We start from the raw sequence: 22,873 nt of genomic DNA, 5'->3' as shown, positions 1-22,873 counted from the left end.
CCCGTGAAGCCGGTCCCGCCCGGCCCCGTGGGAGAGTTCGCGCACCACCTGCGCCGGGGCAGGCTGCGCAGCGGCCTCGAGCGGTCCGAGGTGGCGCACGCCATCGCGTGCTCCCTGGCGACCGTCCAGCGCGCCGAGGCCGGGGAACGCCTCCCGCCACTGCCGACGGCCCGCGCGTACGCCACGGCCTGCGGCATGGACCCGGACGAGACCGAGGCCCTGTGGAACACGGCCCGCCGCGCCACGCGGCCGGGGCGCCAGGCCCACGTCCCGGATCTCGGCACGGTGGCCGACGCCGCCGACCTGGGTGCCGTACTGGCCGACGCGCACGAGCGGGCCGGCGCGCCGCCGTACCGGGAGCTGGAGAGGAGGGCGAAGCGGCGCGCCCGCGTCTTCGGCCCGATGTCCCGCTCCACGTTCGCCGGCATCCTGAACCGGGAGAGGCTCCCCGCGACGGAAGAGCGCCTGCTGGCCTTCCTGGCCGCCTGCCGGGTGCCCGATCACACGTTTCCCCTGTGGGTGCGCGCCTACCGGCGTGTCCGCCGCAGCGAGAGGCTGGCGGCACGCCGGTTGAACACCGTACGAACGGCGGAGGCGTCGGGGAGCGCGGAGGCTCCCTGGGTCCAGGAGGCACGGCTGGAGTACGAGCGCTCGCGGAAAGGCGTCCGTTCAGAATGAGACGTCGACGTAGTCGATATCGGTGAACGCGACGTGCAGGTCTTCGGCGCGGCGCCCGCCGTCCTTGAAGTAGACCTCCTGCAGTCCTTCGGCGACGATCGCGCGCATCCGCCGGTCGCCGGCGCCCTGCTCGCGGGCGTCGAACAGGCGCTGCGCGTAGGCCGGGGGGAGGTGGACGGTCAGGCGGCGCATCCGGCCGTCGTCGGTGCTGCCGATCGGCGCGGCGTAGCCGAACCGTGCGCGGGTTTCCACCGTGATGCCGCCGGTGGTGGCGGCCTGCTCGCGGCGGCGCTTGCGGACCCGGGGCTGCCAACGTACCCGTACGGCGGCGTCGATCCGCTCGGCGATCTCCCGGGGCGGATTCCGCCGCGCGCCGCGCCGGTAGCGGTTGACCGAGTCGGCCGTGACGCCGAGCTCCGCCGCGACCGCCTTCGCGGACTTCATCTGCTTGAGCAGGAAGCCGATCTGGCCCTTGAGGGTCTTGGGCGGCTCACGGGTGAACGCCTCCCGTTCGGCGCGCTCCAAGGCGTCGTCGATGTCTCCCATGGTGGTGCTCGGCTCCCTTCGAGGATCGGTCCCGGCCGCCGGGGGCGACGGGCACGGGGCTCATTCGCCGTCGTCGAACTTCGCGTCGTGGCCGTCGCCCTTGATGTGGCGGGCCGGGTTGTGGCCCTGCTCCATCAGGTCGACCACCCAGGCCAGTTCCTGCACGCCCTCCAGCTTCGCCAGGCCCGGAGACGGGCCGAGGCGGAAGGGGCCGGGGATCGGCTTGCCGGAGGCGCTGTAGGGCAGGAAGTCCAGCGGGCTGCGGCCCGGCGAAGGATAGACGACGCAGTCGGAGAGCACCGCGAGCGGGTACAGGCCGGTGGCCTCGGCCGTCTTGAGCATCTTGCGGTGCATGTTGACCCGCGCCTTGGAGATGACCGCGGCCCGGATGTCCGGGCGCCAGGTCGGCCGCTCCAGGGCCGGCCAGCGCTCGCCGTCCCGGTGGTGCCGGCCCTGCGGACGCTCGCGCAGCTTGCCCACACCGCCCTTGATCGTGGCCTTGACGGCGGCGAGCACCGCCGTCAGGCCCGGGTCGGCTTCCCCGTGCCGTTCCATCGCCGCGAGGAACTCGGCGTCGGTCAGGTCCTTGGTGACGCCCAGCTCGGCGAGGGTGTCGAGGTAGGCGGCCCTCAGCCGGTCGTGCCACGGGTCGAGGTACGCGCCGGTCTCGCGCCGCAGGTACGCCTCGACCGGGGCGACGTTCCAGCCGAGCTCCTGGGCGTAGGCGACGGTGTGCGTCTGGTACCAGGCCGGGCCGGTCGGGCGCTCGCCGGACGGCGTGAACGGCGAGGGGAGGCGCGGGTCCAGTTCGACGTGGGACAGGTCCACCAGCCAACTGCCGGGGACCTTCTTGTCGAACACCGGGCGCCGCACGTGCTCCGGGCCGGACAGGCCGACCGTCAGGCGGGAGGAGGCCGCGAGGAACGCCGTGTTCAGGTCCAGGCCCACCGCCCACGGCAGGGCCGCTTCCCCTCCGGTGAGCAGGTCGAGGTCGCGCACCCACTGGTACGCCTCCTCGTCCAGGAACCCGCCCGTCCAGCCCTGTGCCACCGGGTGCTCGGGGGTGGCCTCCGGCGGGGCCGGGTCGACCGGCTCCGTGCCGAGGCTGCCCGGGTTGTGGCCGGAGATCCACTGGCCGGTCGCACGGTCCTGTACGGCGCGGGTCGGCGGGCGCAACGCGGTCATCAGCTCCAGCCCGGAGACGGCGGTCGACCCGCGCGGGGTGATGACGCGCCGGGCGTAGACGCCCAGGACACGGGCGATGTCGGCCGGCTCCATGTCGGCGACGCCCGGCCAGGAGCGGGAGTCGAGCGCGTCCCACGGCAGGACGGCGAGCTGCACGCACTGGCGCTGCCCCGCCTGCGCGGGGCGGTAGACCCGCGCCCACGGGCCGAACCCGCGCCGGGTGAGCTTCCACTGCGCCCGGGCGATCTGCCTGACCACCGGGTGGTCCTCCGGCAGGCGCAGGCCCCGGCGGTCCTCCAGGCGCTCGGGCAGCCCGAACTTCGCGGCGGTGGCCGCGGTGAGCACGATCAGCGGGTCGGCGTCCTTGCCGTTGCGGTGCAGGCGCGGCGCCCCGAGCCCGGACTCGCGCAGCGCCCACTCCACGAGTTCCGGGACCGTGGCCGCCGGGCAGTCCAGCACGATCCCGTCCACGCCGTACGCGGAGCCGTCACCGTCCAGCACGGCGAGCGGACCGTGCGGGAAGCGCGGGTCCGCGGCGGGCCCCGCGGTGGCCTTCCCGACCGGGCGGTGTGACGTCGCGGCGGGCACGGCGGGCCGGGCGGGTGCGGCGGACCGGGGTTCGGGGCGCCTCGGTGCCGACGGGGCCGTGACGGCGGGCGCCGCCGCCGGGACCGCCCTCGCTTCGGGCGCGGCGGGGCCGGGGGTCGTCTCCGGGTCCGGCCGCCGTACGGCCGGGACGGGCGCGACCACGGGTGCGGCGGCCGGGGCCGCGCCGTTCGGCGGGTACTTCGCCGCCCACCCCTTCAGCAGCCGCTGGTACGCCTCCAGGCGCGGCGGCTTCGGCTCGCTCCGGCCGTTCTCCCAGTTCTTCACCGTCTGCGTCGTCGACTTCAACGCCTGTGCCAGGCGGGCCTGCGTGATGCCCGCCGCCTCGCGGAGCCGGGCCCGCTCCGCCGGCGGAGGCAGTTGCGGCTCCTCCGCCAGCAGGGCGTCGACCGACGCGAACAACTCTTCCTCGGATGCCATGCGCCTCTCCCTCCACTCCGCACCCTAGCAGCCACTTAACCTTTCTTTTAGCTCATTTCTTTAACTCGAACTTGAGTGTCGAAGGCGTGGGCCGGGGGTGGGGCGTACGGGTGCGGGCGGCCGGACCGAACCGGCCGGCCTTCGCCCGACCGAAGTAGCGACGGGCCTTCCGCGAGGCCCATTGCGTCTCCAGCACCTCAACCGCACCGTCACCGCCGTTCACACCATCGAGATCATCCGGCACTCGGGACGAGGAGCGTTCACCGCCGGAGCGGTGGGGAGAACACGCCACAACCGTCGACTGGAACCTCTGGTGAACCGGGCAGTTCACCGCCGGATGTCAACGAGCCAGGAGCGCCCGGCTTCCGGCCAAAGGCGCGCGAGCCGCTTGCTGGGAAAAGCAACTCAACGGAACCTTGAGCGAGTTCGCGCGCAGCCGGGTCGAGGGGATCGGGAAAAGAGACCTGGCGCCACGGGAATGATGCGAACAACCGCTCGGAAGGAACGGAAGTTCGATTACTCGGCCGGGGTCCTTCGCAAAGAACCCGGGCCCCGCGGAGTGATCGCACCTCGCTTACCGAGCCGGCGGAAACACCAACCAAGGGGGTATACGTGCCGTTCCATGTCCAACTGACGGCCAGTAAGAAGCCCGGTGAGTGCAAAGCGGTGGGCACGGGCAGCATCAAGCACGTCATCAACGCGTCCGAGGCCAAGGCTTTCGGCCTCGACGCGACCGATCGCATCAAGGGGGCCATCGGGAAGATGGTCGGGAGGAACCCCGACGAATACTGGCTGAAAGGCCCCACTCCGGAGGGGGCCACCGGTGGGGCGAAGCCGGAGTACGGCAACCTCTACGGCCTCTTCGCATGGCCGCCGGTCACCACGACGCTCACCGTGAAGAGCGCACGTCTCGTCGGGGTCACCACCAAGCCCGTCATCGCGCATCACGTGGAATGGATCAACAACGAGGACCACCCGGTGCAGTACGGCACCGCCATGAACGTCACCAAGACGGACACCTTCAGCAGCAGTTGGACCTGGACCGACAAGTTCACGGTCGGACAGAAGCTCACGTACAAGATCTCGGTCAAGGGCGGTGCGCCCGGCGCGGAGGTCGGCGGAGAGGTCGGCGGGGAAACGAGTTTCGGTTTCGAGCATTCGTGGGGCGAGACGGAGACCAGGACCCGCACGGTGACGGTCGGCGTCTCCGACACGGTCTCGAGCCTCGTCCCCAAGCGCTCGGCGGAGACCGCGTACCTCTTCTCCACCCTGGGCTCGGCGAAGTTCCGGATCACCTACCAGGCCACTCTGAAAGGCATGCTCGCCTTCCAGCACCGCGACTGGTACACGGGCGCCGACGGAGACCACCGCTACCGCGCCTACGACGTCAACGGCGTACTCGGCAAAGCCGGTCTTCCCACCTCCATCACCGTCACCGAGGACATCACTGTCGGCTTCTACTCCGACGCGACCGTGGAAGTCTCCCCCGGCCGGTACAACCCGAACAAGAAGCCGGGCGGGATCCCCCGGTGAGGCGAACGCATCACGCCACCGGACCGTGAGTCCAGGTTCCACGGAATCACACCGGATACCGGCACCGAGTCCTTTCCGACGTGCCGACGAGTCGGGTCGGCAAAGCCTTTCCCTGCCGCGGTGAACGGCGGAGCTCCCGGTGGACGGCTCCACGGCCGAGCCCGTCCGTATCCGCCAGGAGCTTCGCCCACCCGCCCGACCACGACCCACCCCTCCCGCGCGCCGACGCGAAACCGGCACCCGCCGCCGCCGGCTCTCGCCCGCGACACCGCCCTCTACCACGAGCGAAACACCGTCGGGCGTGCCATCGAGCCGGGGTGCCGGGCCGGCGGACGGGTCGGCGAGCGCAGCCGGGGCGCCGGCACCGTCCGGACGAGCCCGGCAGCAGCGGCCCCGCTCGGTCGCGTACGCGCGGTCCGCCCCGGCGCCGACCTGTGGCCCACGGACGAGAGTCCCGAGGGTGGAGACGCGGAGCTGCGACACGGCCTGCTCCAGCGCGTCGAGGAACCGCCGCCGGGCCTCGGCGGCGAGCGCCCCAAGAAGCAGCGGACGTCCACGGTGGCCCGAGCGGCCTCCGCCGCCCCGGACGGACCGACCGCAGCAGCGGCCGGCAGCCCGGCCTCCGTCAGGAGTCCCGAACGGCGTGCTCGTGGCGACGCGCCTCGCACCAGCCCGCCGACCCCGACCGACCGCAGCCGACACAGGACGGGACCTCCCGATCCGCCGCCGCGGCCACCGCCCGCCCCCCGCAGTCGCCCGGGCCCCGGCGGCGACACCCTGATCTCCAAACGAGAGGACATCGGGCCCACCCCACGGGGGCACGTCGACGTCGGCGCGCGGCCCGCTCGGCACCCACCCCAACCCGGCCGGGACAGGGACCGTGAATCGTCCGCTGTAACTCCCGATCACGGAAGATGCGTCGATGAACGTCGATGAACAGGGAGAACGCGGCCGAGCATGAGGCCGGCGAGTCGGCAGTGGCCGTGTCGGCGCGGGGAGCCCGGGGCCCGCGGCCGGTCCGCGCGGGGCCGGCGGCCTTCGGGGACACCGGCCCCGCGCGGACTGACGACGCCCGGTACGGGGTACTCGGCTGGTCCTACGAAGGGAGGCGCCCCTTGGGCGGGGCCGGAGTGCCCGAGGTCGCGGTCGTGTACGGCGGCCCCGGCACCGTGGCCGTCGCCGCGCCGGGCGCCCGCGGGACCCCAGGACGAGAACCGGGTAAGGAGCGAGGCGTGGGAGGACGGTTGGTCCGGTCCGTGAGGAACGCCGCCCCGTCACCGCGTGGCGACGCCGGAGCCGCCGGGCGACGGGGGAAACCGCCGGGTACCTGGCCGGGCGCCGCGGTCGAAGCGGCGTTCCGTCTGCTGGCCCGGCTGCGCGGGGCCCCGGCGCTGCATCCGCACGGGCTGACCTGCACGGCCGATCTGGAGGTCGTGGACGCCGAAGGCGGGGCCTGGGGCGTGCCGTGGCTCGACGCGCCCGGGCGGTACACCGCCACGGTCCGCCTCTCCCGAGCGGCCGGTCTGCCCCGGCGGCTGCCCGACGCTCTCGGGCTGGCCGTGCGCGTGGACCGGGTCGACGGGCCCGACCACCTCCTCGACCTGCTCCTCACCAGCAGCGGCCGGGGCCGGATCACCCGGCACGTGCCGCTCCCGCGCGCCGATGCCCTGGGCGGCCCCTACTCCAGTCTGCTGCGCTACCGGGTCGGCGACCACCACCGCACCCTGGCCGCCCTTCCGCGCCGTACGCGGCAGGGGCCGGTGCACGGAGACCCGGTGAGCCTGGCCGACGCCCTGGCCGCCGGGCCGCTCGTCTTCGACCTGTGCGCCGACACTGCCGACGGGTCGTGGCGCGCGTTCGCCGTGCTGACGGTACGGACCGCCCTGCCGCTGCGGCAGGAGGAGAGTCCGGGCTTCGACGTCTACGCGCACAGCGCTCGTCGGTTCACCCCGGGCAGCACCCTGGCCGCCGTCCGTCGCGCCGCCTACCGGGGCTCGCGGGCGGGCCGCCGGGGAAGGCCCCGGAGCGGCTGACGGCGCTTCACCACGACGGGCCGCTCCTCCCCGCGGCGCGGACACCCGGGCGCGCCGCGCCAGAGGGCAGGCGCACCCCGGTGTCCGCTCCCCCGTCGACGGTCCCGGCCGAACGCGGGCGGCCCGGTTCACCGACCGTGGGCGTCCTTCCCGGGAAGGGGCCCGACGCGGGGGGCGGCGGCCGGGGCGGACGGCGGCGTGGCGCTGTCCGGGTCCGGGGGCGTCGCGAGCAGCGAGGGCGGCGGCGCGGACGCGGCGGGATCGGCGTGGTCCTCCGGAAACCCGGTCATGCGGCCGACGCGACCGGGGCACTCGGTGACCATGGGCACGGCCGTCCGGCGCACGGAAGGTCAGGGGCGCCGGAGCCACGGCCGTGGAAGCCGTTCCGGAAGGACACACCGACATGATCACACCTGAGCAGCTCGAAAACCTGCTGGAGTCCGACGCCGAGGACCCCACCTTGGTCGTCCTCGCGGGTGCCGCCGTGGTCGTCCCGGCCGCTGCGCTGGACACCGACCGGTACCGGGGGGCCGTGGAGGTCGTCTCCCGGCGGGACCTCGTCGACCGGCTCGGTACCGGCACGGTGTCCCGGCACGACCTGGAGGAGACGGCCGCTCGTCTGGACACCACCGTGGCACGGCTCGGCGCCTGAGGGACGCCGGGGGGCGGGCGGATCGGCGGACCGACCGGCCTCCCGGTCTCCGGCGCGTCCGCGCGGCGTTCAGGACAGCGAGGTCGGTTTGCGGGGCGGTGGGACGGCCCGTAGCAGTTCCCACAGCGGGCGTGAGCCGGATGCCCACGCGGCCAGGGTGTGGCGGTCGACCACGTGGAGGCGCTGCTGCTGGGCGAAGACCACTGCGGGCGCGGTGACGCGGCCGTTGGTGACGATGACCGCGAGGTCGGCGCCGTGGACCTGGCGGGCGGTGCCGTTGAGGACCTGGAGGTCCGGGGTGCCCACGGCGGAGCCGGCGAGGCCCTTGCTGCGGTGTTTGCACTGGATCACCCAGCGCCTGCCGTAGGGGTCGGTGGCCTTCACGTCGGCGCCCAGGTCGCCGCCGCCTCCGACGCGGATCGCGTCCTGGCAGCCGTCCCGGCGCATCAGGTCGCGTACCGCCTCTTCGAACCGGGCATGGTGCAGGGCGTCCAACTGGGCGAGCCCGTACCGCAGACCCTGCGCACGGACCGCTTCCCACCGCGCCCGCTGCCGCTTCTGGTGGAACCGGCCGCTGACGGCCGCCGCCGCGAGAACGCCGACGGCGACCAGGACCCACCAGTGGGCCAACAGCCAGTTCACGACGGCCACCATCACGGCGACGGCCAAGACCGCGGCCACGAAGAGACCGATCAGCCGGTCCTCCGTGCCTCGGCGCCGCCTCCCGTTGGGCGTGCGGGTACGCCGTGCCGGCGAACGCCTGACCGCCGACGCCCGGCCCCTGCGCGTACGGGGGCTCACCGGCCGGCCTGCGTGACGCCGCCCGCCAACTGGCCCAGGACGTCCGCGATCCCCTGACCCACCGCGGTCGGGGCGAGCAGCACGCCGAGCGCCAGGACGATGACCACGGTCAGCTTCTCGTCGCGTCGACTGCGCGCCTCGGTACGCCGGCGCAACCGGAGCACCACGATGACCGCGAGCAGCACCGCCACGTTGATCGTCAACAACCGCCGGCCCCCACCCACTCCACGGCCGTCCCCACCGTGAGGACGCCCCTCCCGGTGTCCTTGTGTAACGGACCCGCGGCGGCGCGCGGGCCGGGTTGCCGGTGAATGGCAGCAAAACGACGCACTGGCCAAATCCCGTGCGCAAAGGCGGCCCGCCCGCCCCGCAGACGGCGCTCCGAACCGCGCCCTGCCTCCGGGCGCGGCGCTCACGCGGTGCTCTCCAGCCGAACCGCACCCGTCGCACGGCCACCCGTCGCTGCGGCCTGGCCCGTGCCGGACGGCCCGCCCGGCACGGGCTTGACGCGGGCACGGTACGGGGCGGCGTCCTCGATCGACACGGCCACGGCTCGACGGCAGCGCCGGGGCACGGGACGCCTGGATCGGGGCCGGCGCGTCGCCCGGTTCGAGGAAGGTCGGGTGCACCGGCTCGTCGGCGCCGGCGCCGGCGCGGGCCCGCGCGGAACGCACCGAGCCCGTGGTGCCCTGCTGCTGAAGGCCGCCCGGCACAGGTCGGGCGGCCTTCGAAGGTCTGAGCCCCGGGGGTAGGTGCTCCCCGCGGGCGCGGAGACGGTTCCGCGGGGCCGCGCCCGAGGAACCGAGCGGACGACACCGGGTGACAGCTTCTTCCCCGCGGCAGAGGCTCGGGTCCGCTGCGCGGGCGAGGGTGCTGGTACCGAAGGGCACCGGCGGTGGCCACCGGTGCCCTTCTGTCGCTCACCAGTTCTTGTACTGGGTCTTGCCCAGGCCGCAGAAGGTGCAGCCGGAGCGCAGGAAGTCCTGCGTACGGCGGAACTCCTCGTCGGCCAGGTGCCACCGCAGCCAGGCGGTGATGATGTGCTGCCCGTTGCGGGTGGCGGCGATGTGGTCGGTGCCGTTGAGGACGTTGAACCACACCGGCACGTCGGTGTTGGCGTAGTCACGCTCCACGTTGGGGGTCGCGAAGTCGTCGTCGCCGCCGATGTACAGGGCGGGGTTGCGGAGGTTGTCCGGCCCGTTGCCGTCGAAGGAGCCGCCGGCCACGTGGATCGTGGTCACCAGCCGCGGCTCGTCCGCCACGTCGAAGGTGCCGATCGAGCCGCGGGAGTGGCCGCCGAAGGCCACCTCGGAGGTGTCGATGTCCTGGTACAGCGGACTGCTCGGGCTCGCGTTCTGCTCCTCGATCCAGTCCAGGGCGTCGACCATGTAGTCGCCGCTGCTGGAGGAGACCTCGCTGTAGACGACGAACCCGTGCGAGGCCCACTGGCGCAGCATGTCCTCGTAGGCGGCGGGATCGGAACCCGCGCCGGGACCCCAGACGAGGACCGGGTGGTCCACGCCGTTCTGGCCGGCGTTCGCCGGGTGCACCAACCACCCGTCGTTGCCCGGACCGGCGGTCGTGTCGACGGTCACCGCGTAGGGCCCCGGCGCGGTCACGTCGGTCACCGGGGGCAGCGTTCCGCCCGGCGGGTCGGTCGGTCCGCCGTCCCCGCCGCCCGCCGCCTGGACGAGGACGTCGTCGACGGTCAGCGTCTCCAGCGCGCTGCCGGCGTCCAGCGAGAAGCGGAGTCGCACGGTGCGGCCGTCGACCGACGAGGGCAGGTGGAACGAGGCCGTGCCCGAGGCGGTGCGTGAGGACTCGAGCGTGGTGAAGGCGCCACCGTCGACGGAGTAGGCGACCGTGAACGCCTCGCCGAGGTCGAGCCCGGACGCGGTACGGGCGTACGACACCGAGATGCCGTTGTAGCCGGCCAGGGCGATGGGCGCGGAGGTGAGGGACGGGTCGGTGAGCAGTGAGCCGCTCAACCGCGCCGCCCCCGTGGCGGTGCTGACGGGACCGGTGGAGGTGAAGGTCCCGAGCCCGGAGGAGAAGTTCTCGCTGTAGACGCGGGTGGCGGCGGAGGCCGGGCCGGAGAGTGCGCCGGTGATGCCCGTTGCGATGAGGCCGGCGGTGGCCGCGCCGAGCAGGCGCAGGCCGAGGCGAGTTGGCATGGCTGATCCCTTCTGACCGCGCCGGCCGCCCGCGGCGGTGGCGGCGCGTCGTCGTGCCGGGCGCACGGGTGTGTCCCGTGCTTCCGGCGCCGGAGATCGGGCGGGAGTCGAACCCATGCGATTCAAGCGGTGCTTCCGGCGGGGCGAATCCGTGAAATCACCGGCGCCGACCCGACGCGGCCGCAGCGGCGACTTCACCGGTGTGAAGTGAGAACGGACGGTGGGAAGTTCGGGCAACGGACGTCGACCAGGTGGTCCGGAACGTTGCCGGATCCCAGAAACACCTGGTCGGCGTGTCGGGGTGCGATGAGCGCGGATGAGCGGGACGGGTGTGAGTGCCGCCGAAGGCGAGCCGGTCGGCGATGGTCGTACGGAGGCGGAGGTCGACGAAGGTCTCGGTCCAGCCGGAGGAGGACTCGTTCGAGGGCCGTCGGCGGCTGCGGCTGCCAGGTCGTCGCCGCCACCAACGTCCCCTTCGCACGCGACTGCCCGGCCGTACGGGAGATCCACCTCGGCGGCCTCCACCGCTTCTTCGGCCACGCGCCCCGCCGCGACACCCGTCTCACCGGTCCACCGCCGACCGAACGCCGCCTCGACCCGTTCACGGCCGTACGCGGCGTTCGAGGTGGATGGCGGTGAAGACGGCGACCTTGGCCCGCAGGGCCCAGGGGTCGAACGGCTTGCTGATGTAGTCGACCGCGCCGGCGGCGTAGCCGCGGGCGGTGTGTTCGGGGTCGGTGCCCATGGCGGTGAGGAAGATGATCGGCACGTCGCGGTTGCGGGGGCGGCGCTTGATCTGGGCGGCGGTCTCGTAGCCGTCCATCTCGGGCATCTGCACGTCCATGATGATGACCGCGAAGTCGTCGTGGTCCAGCAGGGCCTTCAGCGCCTCCCGGCCGGAGGTCACGGTGACGAGTTCCTGCTCCAGCGTGGCGAGGACCGCGGTCATGGCCAGGAGGTTGTCGGGCTGGTCGTCCACGATCAGCACCTTGGGCGTGCCCGCGTCCGGCGCCGTCAGGGCGGCGACCGGCCGTTCGGCGGCGTCGAGTTGCCGTTCCAGCAGCTCGCACCTCGCCTCTGCCGCCGCGCGCTGCTCGCGGGCCGCCTGGAGCTCTTCCCCGAGGCGCGCCGCCTGCCGCTGGAGGGCGTCGCGTTCCTCCAGGAGCTGGGACACGGCGGGGTGCGCCGCCTCCAACTGGTCGGCGCGGGCCCGTTCGGCCTGCCAGTCCATCTCCAGTTGGGTCAGCCGCACCTCCAGGTCGGCGATGCGGTGCGTGCGGTCCAGCAGCGCGTCGCCCAGGACGTCGCCGCTCACGCTGGAGCGCCGGGAGATCCGGTCGGCGTCGGCCAGCTGTTCCTCGAGCACCCGCACCGCGTGCTTCGGGGAGGAACCGGCGTGGACGGCGGAACCGTACAGTTCGCGCAGGAGCTCGACGGCCTCACTCGTCACGGCGGTGCCGCGGTGCTCGGCCAGGTCGGCGAGCAGGTCGGTGACCACCTGCCACGGGGGCAACCGGGTTCCGTTGAGGTAGCGCGAGAGCGTGCCGGGGTCGCGCCGGCGGCGGGCCGCGTACCGCCGCACCGACACCTCCAGGCCCTCGAACAGCTCCCGGAGCGCCTGGGCGAGCGCCCGCGCCTCTTCGGGAAGGTCGTGCCCCAGCGGCCGCAGCTCACCCACGCTCCTCCACCTCCCGGCCCTCGCCCGTGCCCGCCTCGCTCCGGCCCTCCGCCCCGTCCGGCCCGGCGGCGGTGGACCGGTCGGAGAACGGCACGGCCGGGCCGGCGCCCGCGAGCCCGGTGGGGGCGCTGCGCACGAGCCCTCCGCCCGCCCACCGGGCCGGCGCCGCGGCCGTAGCGCCGCCGAGTGCCGCGGGCGGGGACACCGGGGGCGCCCCGGGCGAGAGCGGGACCCGATCCATGTACGTCTCCGTTCCTCCGGCCCCGACCGCATGACGGGGCGTCACCACCCGTACGGCGGATTGCCGCGCGGGTGACACACAGCATGAGCCGTGGTGGAACCGTTGCACGACGTCATCGGCCGGGCGGGGCGACGGGAAAAGGGCGCCGCTCACGGCCGCGGGCCTCCGCCGACCGCCGTCCGCGCAGCTCGGAGGGGGTGGGGAGGGGATCCGTCGCCGGTGTGTTGCCGCGCAACGTGGGCGACCGTACGGCGACGGCGGCAGGTGCCGCCACACACCCGTCACGGGGAACCCCGCCCCGGCCCGTCCCGTCCCGTCGGTACCGGATCCCGGTGGGGCCGTCCGCCCCGCCGGACATCCGCCCCGCCGGGCCTCCGCCACACCGGGCCTCCGCCGCGCCGGGCCTCCGCCACGCCGGACATCCGCCGCGCCGGGGGTCGCCCGAGGGCCGCTCCGGTGTGGGGGGCGCAGGGCGGCGGGGCGGACGCCCAGGGCGTGGCACAGCGCGTTGGTCAGGGTGGGGCCCAGGGCGGGGGCCGGCGGGCTGACGGCCGGTTCGGCCATCGGCTCGGGTTCCGCCGTCCTGGCCGGGGTGACGGGACGGACGGCCGCGACGGGCGGGTCACCGAAGCACGGGACGGCGCGGTCGCGCGGGTCCGAGGGGACGGCGCGGCCGTCGGGGCCGAGGCGACCGCCTCCTCCCCCGCGGGCGGGTCGGGCCGCCGCGGGGACGGGGGCTCATACGGCGGGGCCGACCGTGACGCGTTCGCCGCGCTCGCACCCCAGGAGGCGCGCGCCGTGGCCGCGGCGCTCGGCCTCGGCGAGGAAGTCGGACAGCGGGGAGCGGAAGACCGGGTAGTCGTCGTAGTGCACCGGCAGGGCCCGGCGGGGGCGGACCATGTCGAGCAGGTCCGCCCCCTGCGCGGCGTCCATCGTGACCACCAGGCCGCCGGGCAGGGTCGTGCCGCCGAGGTGCAGGACCGCGAGATGGATGTCGGGGCATCTGCGGGTGATCTCCCGCAGGCCGTCGTACACCAGCGTGTCGCCCGTCAGGTACACGACCAGGCGGGTTTCCCCGGAGCGGTCCCCGAACTCGAGCAGGCTGCCCATCACCGGTGGGAGCAGCGCGCGCGCCGGCCCTGGCGCGTGCCTGCCGGGCAGGGAGGTGACACGGACCAGGGAGTCACCGCGCAGCACCGTCTGGCTCTGCCAGGTGCGGAGCCCGACCGCCCGGTGGAAGCCGAACAGCCCCTGCAGGACGCGGGAGGCGTGCGGGGTCGTCACGAACGGCAGGCCGCGGTCCAGGCGGCGGCGCGCCTCGCGGTCGAAGTGGTCCCCGTGCAGATGGGACAGCACGACGGCGTCGACGTCCTGCGCCGGAAGGTCCGCCGCGTCCAGCGCGGGCTCGGTCAGGCGGCGCGACACGAGGCCGTAGCCGAGGTGGGCGAACTGCCCGCGGTGGAGGAAGTTGGGATCGGTGAGCAGCGTCAGCTCGCCGTAGCGGATCAGCAGTGTGGCATTGCCGATGAAGAGGATCTCCGCGGAGCCCTCGGGCGCCGGTCGGCCCATGGCAGCCTCCCTCACATCGCGCCTACGGGTAACCAGGGGCCGGGCGCCCACACCGCCCCGCGACGGGTCTCTGCGTCCGGGCGTCCGGGCCGCGGCGCGGCGGTCGCTCCGCGCCCTCCTCCGCGTCGCGCCGTCCGCGTCGCGCCGTCCGCGGGTCCGCCGACTGGAGGGCGGGGGCCGTCCGCCGCGGCTGCCGCGTCAGGGAGCGCCGACCTGGCCGGCTCGCCCGGAAACGGTACGGGGCGCCACGGGGACGGGCCGGTGGCCCCCGGTGCCGGGTGGCGGGCGCCGGTCACGCGGGACGGCGCGGCCCACGGGCGCGCGGTCGGTGGTACCGGCGTCCCGCCACGGACGGCGAGCGCCCGCTCAGCCGAACCGGCCGTCGCGGACCCCGTCGTGGAACGCGGCCCACCCCTGCGCCGTGAAGCGCAGGTCGCCGCGGGCCGGGTCCTTCGAGTCCCGCAGCACCACGGCGCCACCACCGAGATCGCCCACCTCCACGCAGGCGATGAAGCTCTTGCTGCTCTTGCGCCACCGCACGGCGGAGGTGTCCTTCACGTACAGCTCGTCCTTCTCCATGGTTCCTCCCTCGTCCGTTCACGGCCCCCGTCGGGCGTCCGGCGATCGCGCGCCGCACGCCCGGCCGGCGAGGCCGCCGGTCGACGTCCTTGCCGGCGAACCGGGACTCCGCACGAACCTTTCCGCACATCGCCCTCCACGGCCAGGGACCATCCGCGATCCGGACCGGACGCGGCCCCCGCCCCGGCGGTGGCGTGCGCCGCCGGGACACCGTCCGCTCCGCCGGGATCGCGCCGGAGGGGCGGCCCGGGGGGCGGGGTGGGAGAGCGACCGCGAGCGGTCACGCCGGAGGCGGCTCTCGGCCGTCCACCGACCCCCGGCCTCTCCTCACGCCCGGGGCCGTCGGGGGTCCGCGGCGTGCTGCACCGCGTACGCCGAACCGCGGGGCCACGGCGAGCCCTCGTCCATGCGCAGCGCCTCGTAGGCGTCGCACCGGAGGCGCTTGGCCGCGTCGGCGGCGGTGACGAGGTCGATCGGGTAGGGGCCCACCGTCAGGACGGGGCGGCGCTCGCCGCCCTCGCGGCGCCAGCCGAACTCGATCCGGAACGCCTCCGCCAGGCGGTCGTCCGGCCGGCGGTCCTTCTCCTTCGTGCCCGGCGGGTGCTGGAGCCGGCCGGTGCCCTGGGTGTACTCGTCGAAGTGCTCGATGACGTCCCGGGCGTCCTTCCCGCCGGGGACCGCCGCGGTGAAGTCCGCCAGGGCCTCGTCGAGGAGCGCCCGCGCCGGTTCGGTGACCAGGTGCCGGCGGGTCATCTGCACACCGCGCAGCACCATCCGCAGCGCCATGACGAACTGGTAGGCGTCGAGGACCGGGGTCCACCCGTCGCCGCTGCGCACCCGCTCCAACTGGAGCTGGACGGCCGCCTCCCAGGTCCAGGTCTCGGTGTGGCCGATGTTCGCGCCGTGCTCCGTGTGGAGCCACGGCCTGTCGGTGGTGCTCACGCTGTCGTCCCCGCATCCGGTGGTGGAGGGTGCACAGCGTACGAATCCGAGCGCGTCCCCGGCCACCCGTTTGGCGTACCTCGCCCCGGGCGCCGTGAGCGCGGGCCGCCTGCTCGTCCGTCATCGTGAGCGCGGGCCGCCTGCTCGTCCGTCATCGTGAGCGCGGGCCGCCTGCTCGTCCGTCATCGTGAGCCCGGCGCGCCTGCTCGTCCCGGGCAGCGGCCGTCACCGCGGGTCAGGTCCGCGGTGGAGGTCCCTCGCCCCGCGTGCCGCGGCCCCGCCGCGGGTGGCTCCGTGCCCGGCGCGGTTCGGCTTCCCGTACGGCGGCGCCCGGGCGGGCTCGCTCCGTCCTTCCTCGGCGCCGGAGCGGGGTGCGGGGCGGCGCTCGGTCGTGCCGCCGGGCCGTGCGCGCAGCGGGCCGTCAGTCCGTCGCCGTCGAGTGGGAGCCGTGCAGGATCGCCCGCGCCTGCTCGGCGTGCCCTCCGCGCGCGATCACGTCGTACTTCGTCGCCGCCAGGGTGCGGGTGGAGGAGAAGTCCCGGCGGCCGCCCGTCGCGGCGTGCCCGACGAAACCGAACACGGCGCCCCACACGGCGCCGATGAGGATGCCGCCGAGGAGCAGGCCCAGCCAGGTCGGCCCCGGGGTGAACAAGCCGACCAGGAGGCCGATGAACAGGCCGAACCAGGCGCCGCTGGCGGCGCCCGCAGCCGCCGCCCTGCCCTTGGTGAGCCGGCCGGTGACACGCTCCACCAGTCGCAGCCCCGACCCCACGATGTCGATGTTCTCGACGGGGAACTTCTCGTCGGAGAGGCGGTCGACGGCGGCTTGCGCCTCCTCGTACGAGTCGTAGCTCCCGACGGTGTTCCATGCGGCGCTGATCGGGTCCAGCGGCCCGGGTTCGATGGGTGCCATGTCCGTCCCTCCGTTTTTGCTCACTTGCTACCGGTGTTACCGGTTTCTCCGGATCGCCTCTCCACCTTTCGACGTTTCACTCCTTCGGTCACCGCCCCGGTCGGTCCACCGGCGGCGTCACCCTCCGGCACCCCCCGGCACCCGGCGCGGGGTGACGATCCGGTGCAGCACCGCGTGGACCGGCTCACTGCCGAGCAGGTCCCGCAGCTCCTCGACGCCGTGCCGCCGCTGCGCCGCCGCCCTCACCACCGCACTCTGCGCGCTGGACACCGTCCACGACGTCACCGTGGACGTGCCCACCGGACAGGTCACCGTCACCAGCGTGATCCCCCTGATCCAGGAGGAGGTCGCCGGTACCGTACGCGCGGCCGGATACGAACTCGCCACCGCCGCCCCCTGAGCCGGGACCGCGCTGCCGGACCCGGGGACGCGCTGGCCATCTGCTCGGTGCCGTACGCCGGTGCGGAGTCGCCCGGTCGCGCGGGGCCTGTCCGACGGCCGGGCCGCCCACCGCGGGGATCAGCCCGCTGAGCGCGGAAACCCCCCGTCAGCCGAGCCACGGCCGAACTCCACCCCCGTGACCGCGCCCGGCTCGTAGTCCTCGCCCACGCGTCCGGCCCGGTGGCCCCGCGCGGTTCCTGACCTCCCCCGCCTCCCGCACCGAGGTCTCCCGGGTCGGGAACACCCCCTCGGCGGGCAGAGCGGTCCGCCGCGCGCGTGGACTCGTCGACCCAGGGGCGTCCCGTGGCCACCGGTCAGCTCCGCGGGGGGCGCGGAAAACGCGTGGCCGCCGCGTCCGCGGCACCGGTACCGTCTGGTCCCCCGGCCAGCCGCATCGGCGGTTCGCCCAGGTGAGAGAGTGGTTCCCATGACCGGCCGGCAAGCGACGACGACCCTGTGGCGCCCCACCGGCCCCAAGGAGCTGGACCTGGTCCGGGAGTCGGACTGGCGCGCCTGGCCGCCTCGGCTGCCGGAGCAGCCGATCTTCTACCCGGTGCTCAACGAGGAGTACGCGGTGAGGATCGCGAGGGACTGGAACGTCCGGCACGACGGTGCCGGCTTCGTCACCCGCTTCGACGTCGAGACGGAGTTCCTGCGCCGGTATCCGGTACGGCAGGCGGGCGGGCGGACGATCCTTGAGTTGTGGGTGCCGGCCGAGGAGCTCGACGAGTTCAACGCCCACATCGTCGGCCGGATCCACGTGGTCCACGAGTTCCGCCGAGTGACGGGATCCGCTGGAGGGGGAACCGGCCCGGTGCACCGGCCCTGACGCGGCCGGTGCGGACACGGCCGGTGTCTGCGGTGCCTTCGGTGACCGTCCGGGCGGTCGTGGCCCGGAGTCCGTCACCCGAACGGCCCCGTCGGGGTCAGGTGACGGTGTGCACCCGCTGGGAGCCCAGTTCGTAGCGGGCGCCGACGATGGCGAGGCGGCCCGCGGCGGCCCGCGCCGCCAGGTCCGGTTCGGCGGCGAGGCGGGAGCGGACCAGCCGGACGTTCGCGGTGATCGTCGCGTCGACGCGGGCCTGTCCGGTCTGGGTGTGGTCGATGGCGGGGCGGATCTGCTCGGCGACGTACGCGATGTGCGCGGGCAGTTCCTCGCCGGTCTCGGCCGCGCGGACGGCTGCGGTGACCGCGCCGCACGACTGGTGGCCCAGCACCACCACGAGGGGGATGCCGAGCTCCAGGACGCCGTACGCGATGCTCCCCAGGACCGCCTCGTCGAGGACGCAGCCCGCCGAGCGGACGGTCATCAGGTCGCCGAGCCCCTGGTCGAAGACCAGCTCGGGCGGGACGCGCGAGTCGATGCAGCCGAGGACGACGGCGAACGGATGCTGCCCGGACACGGCCAGGAGACGGTCGCCGCCCGACTCGTGCGGGTGGGTCTGGTGGCGGGTGTACCAGCGGTGGTTGCCCTGCCGCAGCGCGCGGAGCGCCGCCGCCGGCGTGTCCGGCCGCGCGGCCTCCTGTCCGGCGGCGACGGCCGGCGCGGTGGGCAGGGCGACGCCCGCGCCGAGCGCCGCGCCGCCGGCCAGCGCGGCCCGCAGGAGGGCGCGGCGGTCGGGGCGGTCGCGGTCGCCGGAGCGGTCGGGGTGGTCGGGGCAGTCGGGGTGGTCGGGGCGGACCGCGGGGCTGGTGAGTATGAGCTCGGGTGTCGACGTCACGCTCGGCACGGTAGGGGGCGCCCTGCCCACCCCGTCCGGTTCTTGGTGCCTCGTTGGCCGCGCCTTGAACGAATCGTGAACGGCTCCGGCGGGGCCGGGGCGGGCGTCAGGTGAGGAGGGTGACGAGGAGGGAGGCGTCGTCCTGGAAGAGGGCGCGGCCCCGGGCGGTGCGTTCGGCGCGTGCCGGGCCGTCGGGGACGAGGCGTGCGGCGGCGGCCAGCAGGGACGGGAGGTCGGGCGCCGTCGTCGTCAGGCCCTCCGCCGCCATGTGGCGCACGCCGTCGGTGCCGTGGCCGGGGATGGGGCGGTAGGCGACGACGGGCAGGCCGGCGGCCAGCGCCTGGACGGCGGTCTGACCGGCGGCGTTGTCGATCAGGAGGCGGGCCGAGGCCATGAGGGCGGGCAGGTCGTCGGTCCAGCCGAGGGCGACGGCGCCCGGGACGCGGGCGGTGCGGCGGCGCAGGTGCTCGTCGCGGCCGCACAGGACGACCGGGCGCAGGCCGTTTCGGGCCAGGGCCCCGGCGGTGCGGGGCAGGTCGGAGCCGACGCCCCAGGCACCGGCGGAGAGCAGGACGGTGGGGCGGTGCGGGTCCGGTGGCGGGCCGGGCGGGGTGCGGGCGACGGCGTGGAAGGCGGGCGGCACGACCGGGCCGGGCGCGGCGGCACGGCGGCCCGTGCCCGTACGGGCGGCTTCGGCGGCGCCCGGGCTGACGCACAGGTACAGGTCGTTGCCCGGGTGGAGCCAGCCGCGGTGGACGGCGAAGTCGGTGACGTACACGGCGCTGGGGACGCGCAGGGTGCCGCGTTCCCGCATGCGGCCGGTGACCTGCGCGGCGAGGTGGAAGGTGGAGACGACGACGTCGGGGCGGAGGCGGGCGGCCAGGGCCTCCAGGGGGCGTTCGGCGAGTACGGCCAGCGGTGAGGTGTCGGCGCGCGGGGCGGCGGGGCCGTCCGGGTGGGGCGGGGGCGGGGCGAGGAAGACGCGGTAGATCGCCGTGTAGAGCGCGGGCACGCGGCGTACGACCGTGCGGTAGAAGGCGCGCAGGGCCGGACCGGTGCCGGGCGGCAGCAGCGTCAGGACGTCGTGGACGTGCGCGTCGTGGCCGTGCGCGCGGAGCCGGCGGGCGAGTTCGGCGGCGACGGCGTCGTGGCCCGCGCCCATGCTCGCGCTCAGGACCAGGCAGCGCCGCGTCATGTGGTCACCTTCCGGTGGCGGGATCCGGGTCCCTCCCATCGTGGGGGCGGAGGGCGGCCCGGGCGGGCCGGGCGGGCCTGTTCGGGTGGTTCGCGGGCCCGGCGCACCGTCGCGGCGGGGCGGCCGGGGAGGAATCGGGAGGCCGGGGGGAGCGGGGGCGCGAGTCCGGAGGTCTGGCATGGCGGGAACGGCACGGCCGGTCGTGCTCATCACGGGTGCGTCGTCGGGGATCGGAGAGGCGGTGGCCGAGCGGTTCGCCGTGGACGCCGAGCGGCGCTGGCGGCTGCTGCTGGCCGGCCGGGACGAGACGCGGCTGGGCGAGGTGGCGCGCCGTACGGGCGGTGCGGGGCTGCCGGGCGACCTGGGCGGCCCGGAGGGTGTGGAGCGGCTCGCCGCCCGGGCGCTGGAGCGGGAGGGGCGGGTCGACGTGCTGGTCGCGTCGGCCGGGATCGGCTGGGCGGGGCCGTTGACGCGGATGCCGCCCGAGGTCGTGGAGCGGCTGGTGGCGGTGAACCTGACGGGGGTGGTGCAGCTGGTGCGGCTGCTGCTACCGGGGATGGTGGAGCGCGGTGTGGGGCGGCTGGTGCTGATCAGTTCGATGGCGGGCTGGGCCGGCGTGGCGAACGAGGCGGTGTACGCGGCGACGAAGGGCGGGCTGTTGGCGTTCGCGGAGAGCCTGCGCTACGAACTGGCCGGTACGCGGGTGGGGGTGACGGCGGTGCTGCCCGGCGCGGTCGACACGCCTTTCTTCGCGCGCCGCGGCGTGCCGTACCACCGGGGGCGGCCTCGGCCGGTGCCGGTGGTACGACTGGCCGACCTGGTGTGGAAGTCGGTGGTCTACGGGCGGGACGAGGTGTTCGCACCGGCGTGGCTGGCGGGGCCGGCACGGATCCGGGGCGGTGCGCCCGGGTTCTTCCGCGCGATGGCCAAGCGGTTCGGCTGAGCGGCGCGCGATGCTCGCTCTCTCGATCTGTCTGGCCCTGCTGGCGGCGATGGGCAACGCCGCGGCCTCGGTGCTCCAGCGGCGCGCCGCGGCCGACACGGGCACGGCGGACGCGGCGGGCCCGGCCGACACGGCGGCGCGCGGGTGGTGGCAGAGGCTGGTGCGGCGGCGGGTGTGGGTGTGGGGTTCGGTGATGCTGGGGCTGTCGGGGCTGTTCCAGGCGCTGGCCCTGGCGACGGGGCCGCTGGCGGTCGTGCAGCCGGTGATGAGTACGGAACTGCTGTTCACGCTGGTCGTGGGCGGAGTGGTGTTCCGGCGGAGCCCCGATCGGCGTACCTGGTGGGCGTTCGGGGCGATGGCGGCCGCGCTGGCCGCGTTCCTGGCGCTGGCGGAGCCGACGGGCGGGCGGGCGACCGTACCGGCGGCGGACTGGCTGTGGGCGGGGCTGGTGATCGGGGCGGTCGCGGTGGGGCTGGTGGCCGTGGCGCTGCGGCTGCCGTCGGCGCCTCGGGCGGCGGTGCTGGGGGCGGCGACGGCGATGGGGTTCTCCGGTACGGCGGCGCTGCTGAAGGACGCGCTGGGCCGGTTGCAGGACGGGCTGGGCTCGGTGTTCGGGGCGTGGCAACTGTATGCGGCGGTCGCGGTGGGACTGACGAGTTTCCTGCTGCTGCAGATGACGTTCCGGGCGGGGACGCTGGCCGCGTCGCAGCCGGCCCTGACGCTGGGGGACGCGTTGCTGAGCGTGGTGCTGGGGGTCTGGCTGTTCGACGAGCGGGTCGTCGTGGGCGTGCGGGGGGTGTTCGAGGCGGTCGCGGTGGTGGTCCTGGTGGTGGCGTGCGTGGAGCTGGCCCGGTCGCCGCTGGTGAAGGGCGGCGAGGACGGGGAGGGCACGTGGTGAGCACGGCGGGTGCGGCTGCACGGCGTACGGCGGCCCGGCGCGCGGCCGTGTGGCGCGCGGGGGCGGTCGCGGTGGCGGGACTGGCGGGCTGGCACGTCGTGCCCGCGGCGACGTGGCTGCCGGGAGTGCGCGGGGCGCTGTGGCCGGCGCTGGACGGGCGGGGCGACCCGGGTCGGGTGGCGCTGACGTTCGACGACGGGCCGGATCCCGGTACGACGCCGCTGTTCCTGCGCGCGCTGGACCGGCTGTCGGTCCGGGCGACGTTCTTCGTGCTCGGCGAGCGGCTGGAGCGGGCACCGGCGCTGGGACGGCTGATCGTGGCGGAGGGCCACGAACTGGCCGTCCACGGCTGGTCCCACGACCCGCCCTGGGTGCCGCGGCCGGTGCGGGACGTGCGGGAGGTGGCGCGGGCGGCGGCGCTGGTCGCGGACGTGGCGGGGGGCAGGCCGCTGTGGTACCGGCCGCCGTACGGGGTGCTGACGGGGGGCCGGTGGGCGGCGGCGCGCGCGGCGGGGCTCCGTCCGGTGCTGTGGTCGGCGTGGGGGCGCGACTGGACGGCGGACGCGTCGCCCGCGAGCGTACGGGCGGAGGTGGCGCGCGGGGTGCGGGGCGGGGCGACGGTGCTGCTGCACGACTCGGACGCGCTGTGCGCGCCCGGTTCGTGGCGGGCGGCGCTGGGGGCGCTGCCGGGGCTGGTCGCCGACTGCCGGGCGCGGGGGCTCGCGGTCGGCCGGCTCGCCGAACACGGCCTGAACCGCCCGGCGGGTGCCGCGCGGGGGTGTGCGGGCCGGTGACGGCTAGGGCCGGCCGAAGGGGGTCCGGAGGGCGCGGGCGCGCCAGGAGTGCGGCGCGGGGTGCGGGTGCCAGTGGCGGTCCCACTCAACGCGACGGGCGCGGCGGTGGGGGTGCCCGGCGGTGTGTTCGCCGGCGCCGTGGACGAGGGCGCCCAGGACGGCGGTGATGGCGGCGAGCTCCGCGCTCGTGGGTGAACCGTGAAGTATCCGCAAGTGGTGGTGCATTGGTCCATCGTCCGGCAGTGGCGCCGTCCCCGCATCCGCTCCCCGGCGGGCCGCGCCCGGCCCCGGTCGCGGCGAGGGCGGTTCGGCATCGGGGTGGCGGCCGGAC

At 75.3% G+C, this 22,873-nt stretch carries 25 protein-coding genes; 9 read left to right on the top strand and 16 right to left on the bottom strand.

What is annotated here, in order from left to right:
* The first annotated feature begins 3 nt into the window (after window positions 1-3).
* Window positions 4-678: a helix-turn-helix domain-containing protein gene (locus AC07D6_RS25920; RefSeq protein ID WP_479048137.1), complete on the top strand. Its 675-nt coding sequence runs from the start codon at window positions 4-6 to the stop codon at window positions 676-678.
* Here the strand turns inward: AC07D6_RS25920 and tpg are convergent.
* Window positions 670-1,224, bottom strand: a complete 555-nt coding sequence (gene tpg / locus AC07D6_RS25915) for a telomere-protecting terminal protein Tpg (RefSeq protein WP_479048134.1) — start codon at window positions 1,222-1,224, stop codon at window positions 670-672. The genes AC07D6_RS25920 and tpg overlap by 9 nt on opposite strands.
* Before the next feature lie 60 nt (window positions 1,225-1,284).
* A complete protein-coding gene (gene tap / locus AC07D6_RS25910; protein ID WP_479048132.1) occupies window positions 1,285-3,435 on the bottom strand; it encodes a telomere-associated protein Tap in 2,151 nt (716 codons plus the stop codon).
* A gap of 612 nt (window positions 3,436-4,047) precedes the next feature.
* On the opposite strand from tap, the gene AC07D6_RS25905 reads away from it, so the two are divergent.
* Together AC07D6_RS25905 and AC07D6_RS25900 are read left to right on the top strand one after the other, a co-directional pair.
* Complete coding sequence (locus tag AC07D6_RS25905) at window positions 4,048-4,968, top strand: hypothetical protein (RefSeq protein ID WP_479048129.1); 921 nt, start codon at window positions 4,048-4,050, stop codon at window positions 4,966-4,968.
* A gap of 1,232 nt (window positions 4,969-6,200) precedes the next feature.
* Window positions 6,201-7,001: a phosphodiesterase gene (locus AC07D6_RS25900; protein ID WP_479048127.1), complete on the top strand. Its 801-nt coding sequence runs from the start codon at window positions 6,201-6,203 to the stop codon at window positions 6,999-7,001.
* Window positions 7,002-7,129: 128 nt separating this feature from the next.
* Here the strand turns inward: AC07D6_RS25900 and AC07D6_RS25895 are convergent, their stop codons facing one another.
* Window positions 7,130-7,291, bottom strand: a complete 162-nt coding sequence (locus AC07D6_RS25895; RefSeq protein ID WP_479048124.1) for a hypothetical protein — start codon at window positions 7,289-7,291, stop codon at window positions 7,130-7,132.
* 113 nt (window positions 7,292-7,404) lie between these two features.
* Between AC07D6_RS25895 and AC07D6_RS25890 the strand changes: the two genes are divergently transcribed.
* Window positions 7,405-7,653 carry a hypothetical protein gene (locus AC07D6_RS25890; protein WP_479048122.1) on the top strand — a complete coding sequence of 83 codons (249 nt, stop codon included), beginning with the start codon at window positions 7,405-7,407 and terminating at the stop codon, window positions 7,651-7,653.
* Between the two features lie 69 nt (window positions 7,654-7,722).
* Here AC07D6_RS25890 and AC07D6_RS25885 read toward each other — a convergent pair whose 3' ends face one another.
* The 10 genes from AC07D6_RS25885 to AC07D6_RS25840 all read right to left on the bottom strand — a co-directional run bounded on the left by AC07D6_RS25885 (window position 7,723) and on the right by AC07D6_RS25840 (window position 16,820).
* Window positions 7,723-8,334: a restriction endonuclease gene (locus tag AC07D6_RS25885; RefSeq protein WP_479048120.1), complete on the bottom strand. Its 612-nt coding sequence runs from the start codon at window positions 8,332-8,334 to the stop codon at window positions 7,723-7,725.
* A 116-nt stretch (window positions 8,335-8,450) separates the two neighbouring features.
* Window positions 8,451-8,660, bottom strand: a complete 210-nt coding sequence (locus AC07D6_RS25880; protein ID WP_315881315.1) for a hypothetical protein — start codon at window positions 8,658-8,660, stop codon at window positions 8,451-8,453.
* A 714-nt stretch (window positions 8,661-9,374) separates the two neighbouring features.
* On the bottom strand, window positions 9,375-10,628 hold the full coding sequence (locus AC07D6_RS25875; protein WP_479048117.1) for a poly(ethylene terephthalate) hydrolase family protein: 1,254 nt from the start codon (window positions 10,626-10,628) through the stop codon (window positions 9,375-9,377).
* A 601-nt stretch (window positions 10,629-11,229) separates the two neighbouring features.
* Window positions 11,230-12,306, bottom strand: a complete 1,077-nt coding sequence (locus tag AC07D6_RS25870) for a response regulator (protein ID WP_315881317.1) — start codon at window positions 12,304-12,306, stop codon at window positions 11,230-11,232.
* Window positions 12,299-12,442, bottom strand: a complete 144-nt coding sequence (locus AC07D6_RS25865) for a hypothetical protein (protein WP_479048113.1) — start codon at window positions 12,440-12,442, stop codon at window positions 12,299-12,301. The genes AC07D6_RS25870 and AC07D6_RS25865 overlap by 8 nt, the downstream gene beginning before the upstream one ends.
* Before the next feature lie 843 nt (window positions 12,443-13,285).
* Entirely contained in the window at window positions 13,286-14,116 is an 831-nt protein-coding gene (locus AC07D6_RS25860) for an MBL fold metallo-hydrolase (protein ID WP_479048111.1), read from the bottom strand.
* Window positions 14,117-14,482: 366 nt separating this feature from the next.
* On the bottom strand, window positions 14,483-14,695 hold the full coding sequence (locus AC07D6_RS25855; RefSeq protein WP_479048109.1) for a DUF397 domain-containing protein: 213 nt from the start codon (window positions 14,693-14,695) through the stop codon (window positions 14,483-14,485).
* 327 nt (window positions 14,696-15,022) lie between these two features.
* Window positions 15,023-15,637 carry a hypothetical protein gene (locus AC07D6_RS25850; protein WP_479048106.1) on the bottom strand — a complete coding sequence of 205 codons (615 nt, stop codon included), beginning with the start codon at window positions 15,635-15,637 and terminating at the stop codon, window positions 15,023-15,025.
* Between the two features lie 421 nt (window positions 15,638-16,058).
* Complete coding sequence (locus AC07D6_RS25845) at window positions 16,059-16,550, bottom strand: YflT domain-containing protein (RefSeq protein ID WP_315881322.1); 492 nt, start codon at window positions 16,548-16,550, stop codon at window positions 16,059-16,061.
* 117 nt (window positions 16,551-16,667) lie between these two features.
* On the bottom strand, window positions 16,668-16,820 hold the full coding sequence (locus AC07D6_RS25840) for a hypothetical protein (RefSeq protein WP_479048273.1): 153 nt from the start codon (window positions 16,818-16,820) through the stop codon (window positions 16,668-16,670).
* On the opposite strand from AC07D6_RS25840, the gene AC07D6_RS25835 reads away from it, so the two are divergent.
* Window positions 16,813-16,950, top strand: coding sequence for a hypothetical protein (locus AC07D6_RS25835; protein ID WP_479048265.1), 138 nt, complete (start codon window positions 16,813-16,815; stop codon window positions 16,948-16,950). The genes AC07D6_RS25840 and AC07D6_RS25835 overlap by 8 nt on opposite strands.
* 468 nt (window positions 16,951-17,418) lie before the next feature.
* The gene (locus tag AC07D6_RS25830; protein WP_479048104.1) at window positions 17,419-17,820 is read left to right on the top strand and encodes a hypothetical protein; all 402 of its coding nucleotides are present in this window, start codon (window positions 17,419-17,421) and stop codon (window positions 17,818-17,820) included.
* Between the two features lie 97 nt (window positions 17,821-17,917).
* Here the strand turns inward: AC07D6_RS25830 and AC07D6_RS25825 are convergent, their stop codons facing one another.
* Both AC07D6_RS25825 and AC07D6_RS25820 read right to left on the bottom strand, forming a co-directional pair.
* Window positions 17,918-18,595 (bottom strand): carbonic anhydrase, encoded by a 678-nt coding sequence (locus tag AC07D6_RS25825; protein WP_479048263.1) that lies wholly within the window; start codon window positions 18,593-18,595, stop codon window positions 17,918-17,920.
* A gap of 223 nt (window positions 18,596-18,818) precedes the next feature.
* Complete coding sequence (locus tag AC07D6_RS25820) at window positions 18,819-19,907, bottom strand: MGDG synthase family glycosyltransferase (protein WP_479048102.1); 1,089 nt, start codon at window positions 19,905-19,907, stop codon at window positions 18,819-18,821.
* A gap of 178 nt (window positions 19,908-20,085) precedes the next feature.
* Here AC07D6_RS25820 and AC07D6_RS25815 point away from each other — a divergent pair, with 178 nt between their 5' ends.
* Genes AC07D6_RS25815 through AC07D6_RS25805 form a run of 3 tightly spaced genes read left to right on the top strand, consistent with a single transcriptional unit; the run spans window position 20,086 to window position 22,542 of the window.
* Window positions 20,086-20,850 carry an SDR family NAD(P)-dependent oxidoreductase gene (locus AC07D6_RS25815; RefSeq protein ID WP_479048100.1) on the top strand — a complete coding sequence of 255 codons (765 nt, stop codon included), beginning with the start codon at window positions 20,086-20,088 and terminating at the stop codon, window positions 20,848-20,850.
* Window positions 20,851-20,860: 10 nt separating this feature from the next.
* Window positions 20,861-21,748, top strand: a complete 888-nt coding sequence (locus AC07D6_RS25810; protein WP_315881327.1) for a DMT family transporter — start codon at window positions 20,861-20,863, stop codon at window positions 21,746-21,748.
* Complete coding sequence (locus tag AC07D6_RS25805) at window positions 21,745-22,542, top strand: polysaccharide deacetylase family protein (RefSeq protein WP_479048097.1); 798 nt, start codon at window positions 21,745-21,747, stop codon at window positions 22,540-22,542. The genes AC07D6_RS25810 and AC07D6_RS25805 overlap by 4 nt, the downstream gene beginning before the upstream one ends.
* A gap of 3 nt (window positions 22,543-22,545) precedes the next feature.
* On the opposite strand, the gene AC07D6_RS25800 is transcribed toward AC07D6_RS25805, so the two are convergent.
* Entirely contained in the window at window positions 22,546-22,767 is a 222-nt protein-coding gene (locus tag AC07D6_RS25800; protein WP_315881328.1) for an acyl-CoA carboxylase subunit epsilon, read from the bottom strand.
* Between the last annotated feature and the right edge of the window lie 106 nt (window positions 22,768-22,873).

This window comes from Streptomyces sp. NPDC045287, assembly GCF_056432325.1.
This window is presented reverse-complemented; position numbering and strand designations above follow the sequence as displayed.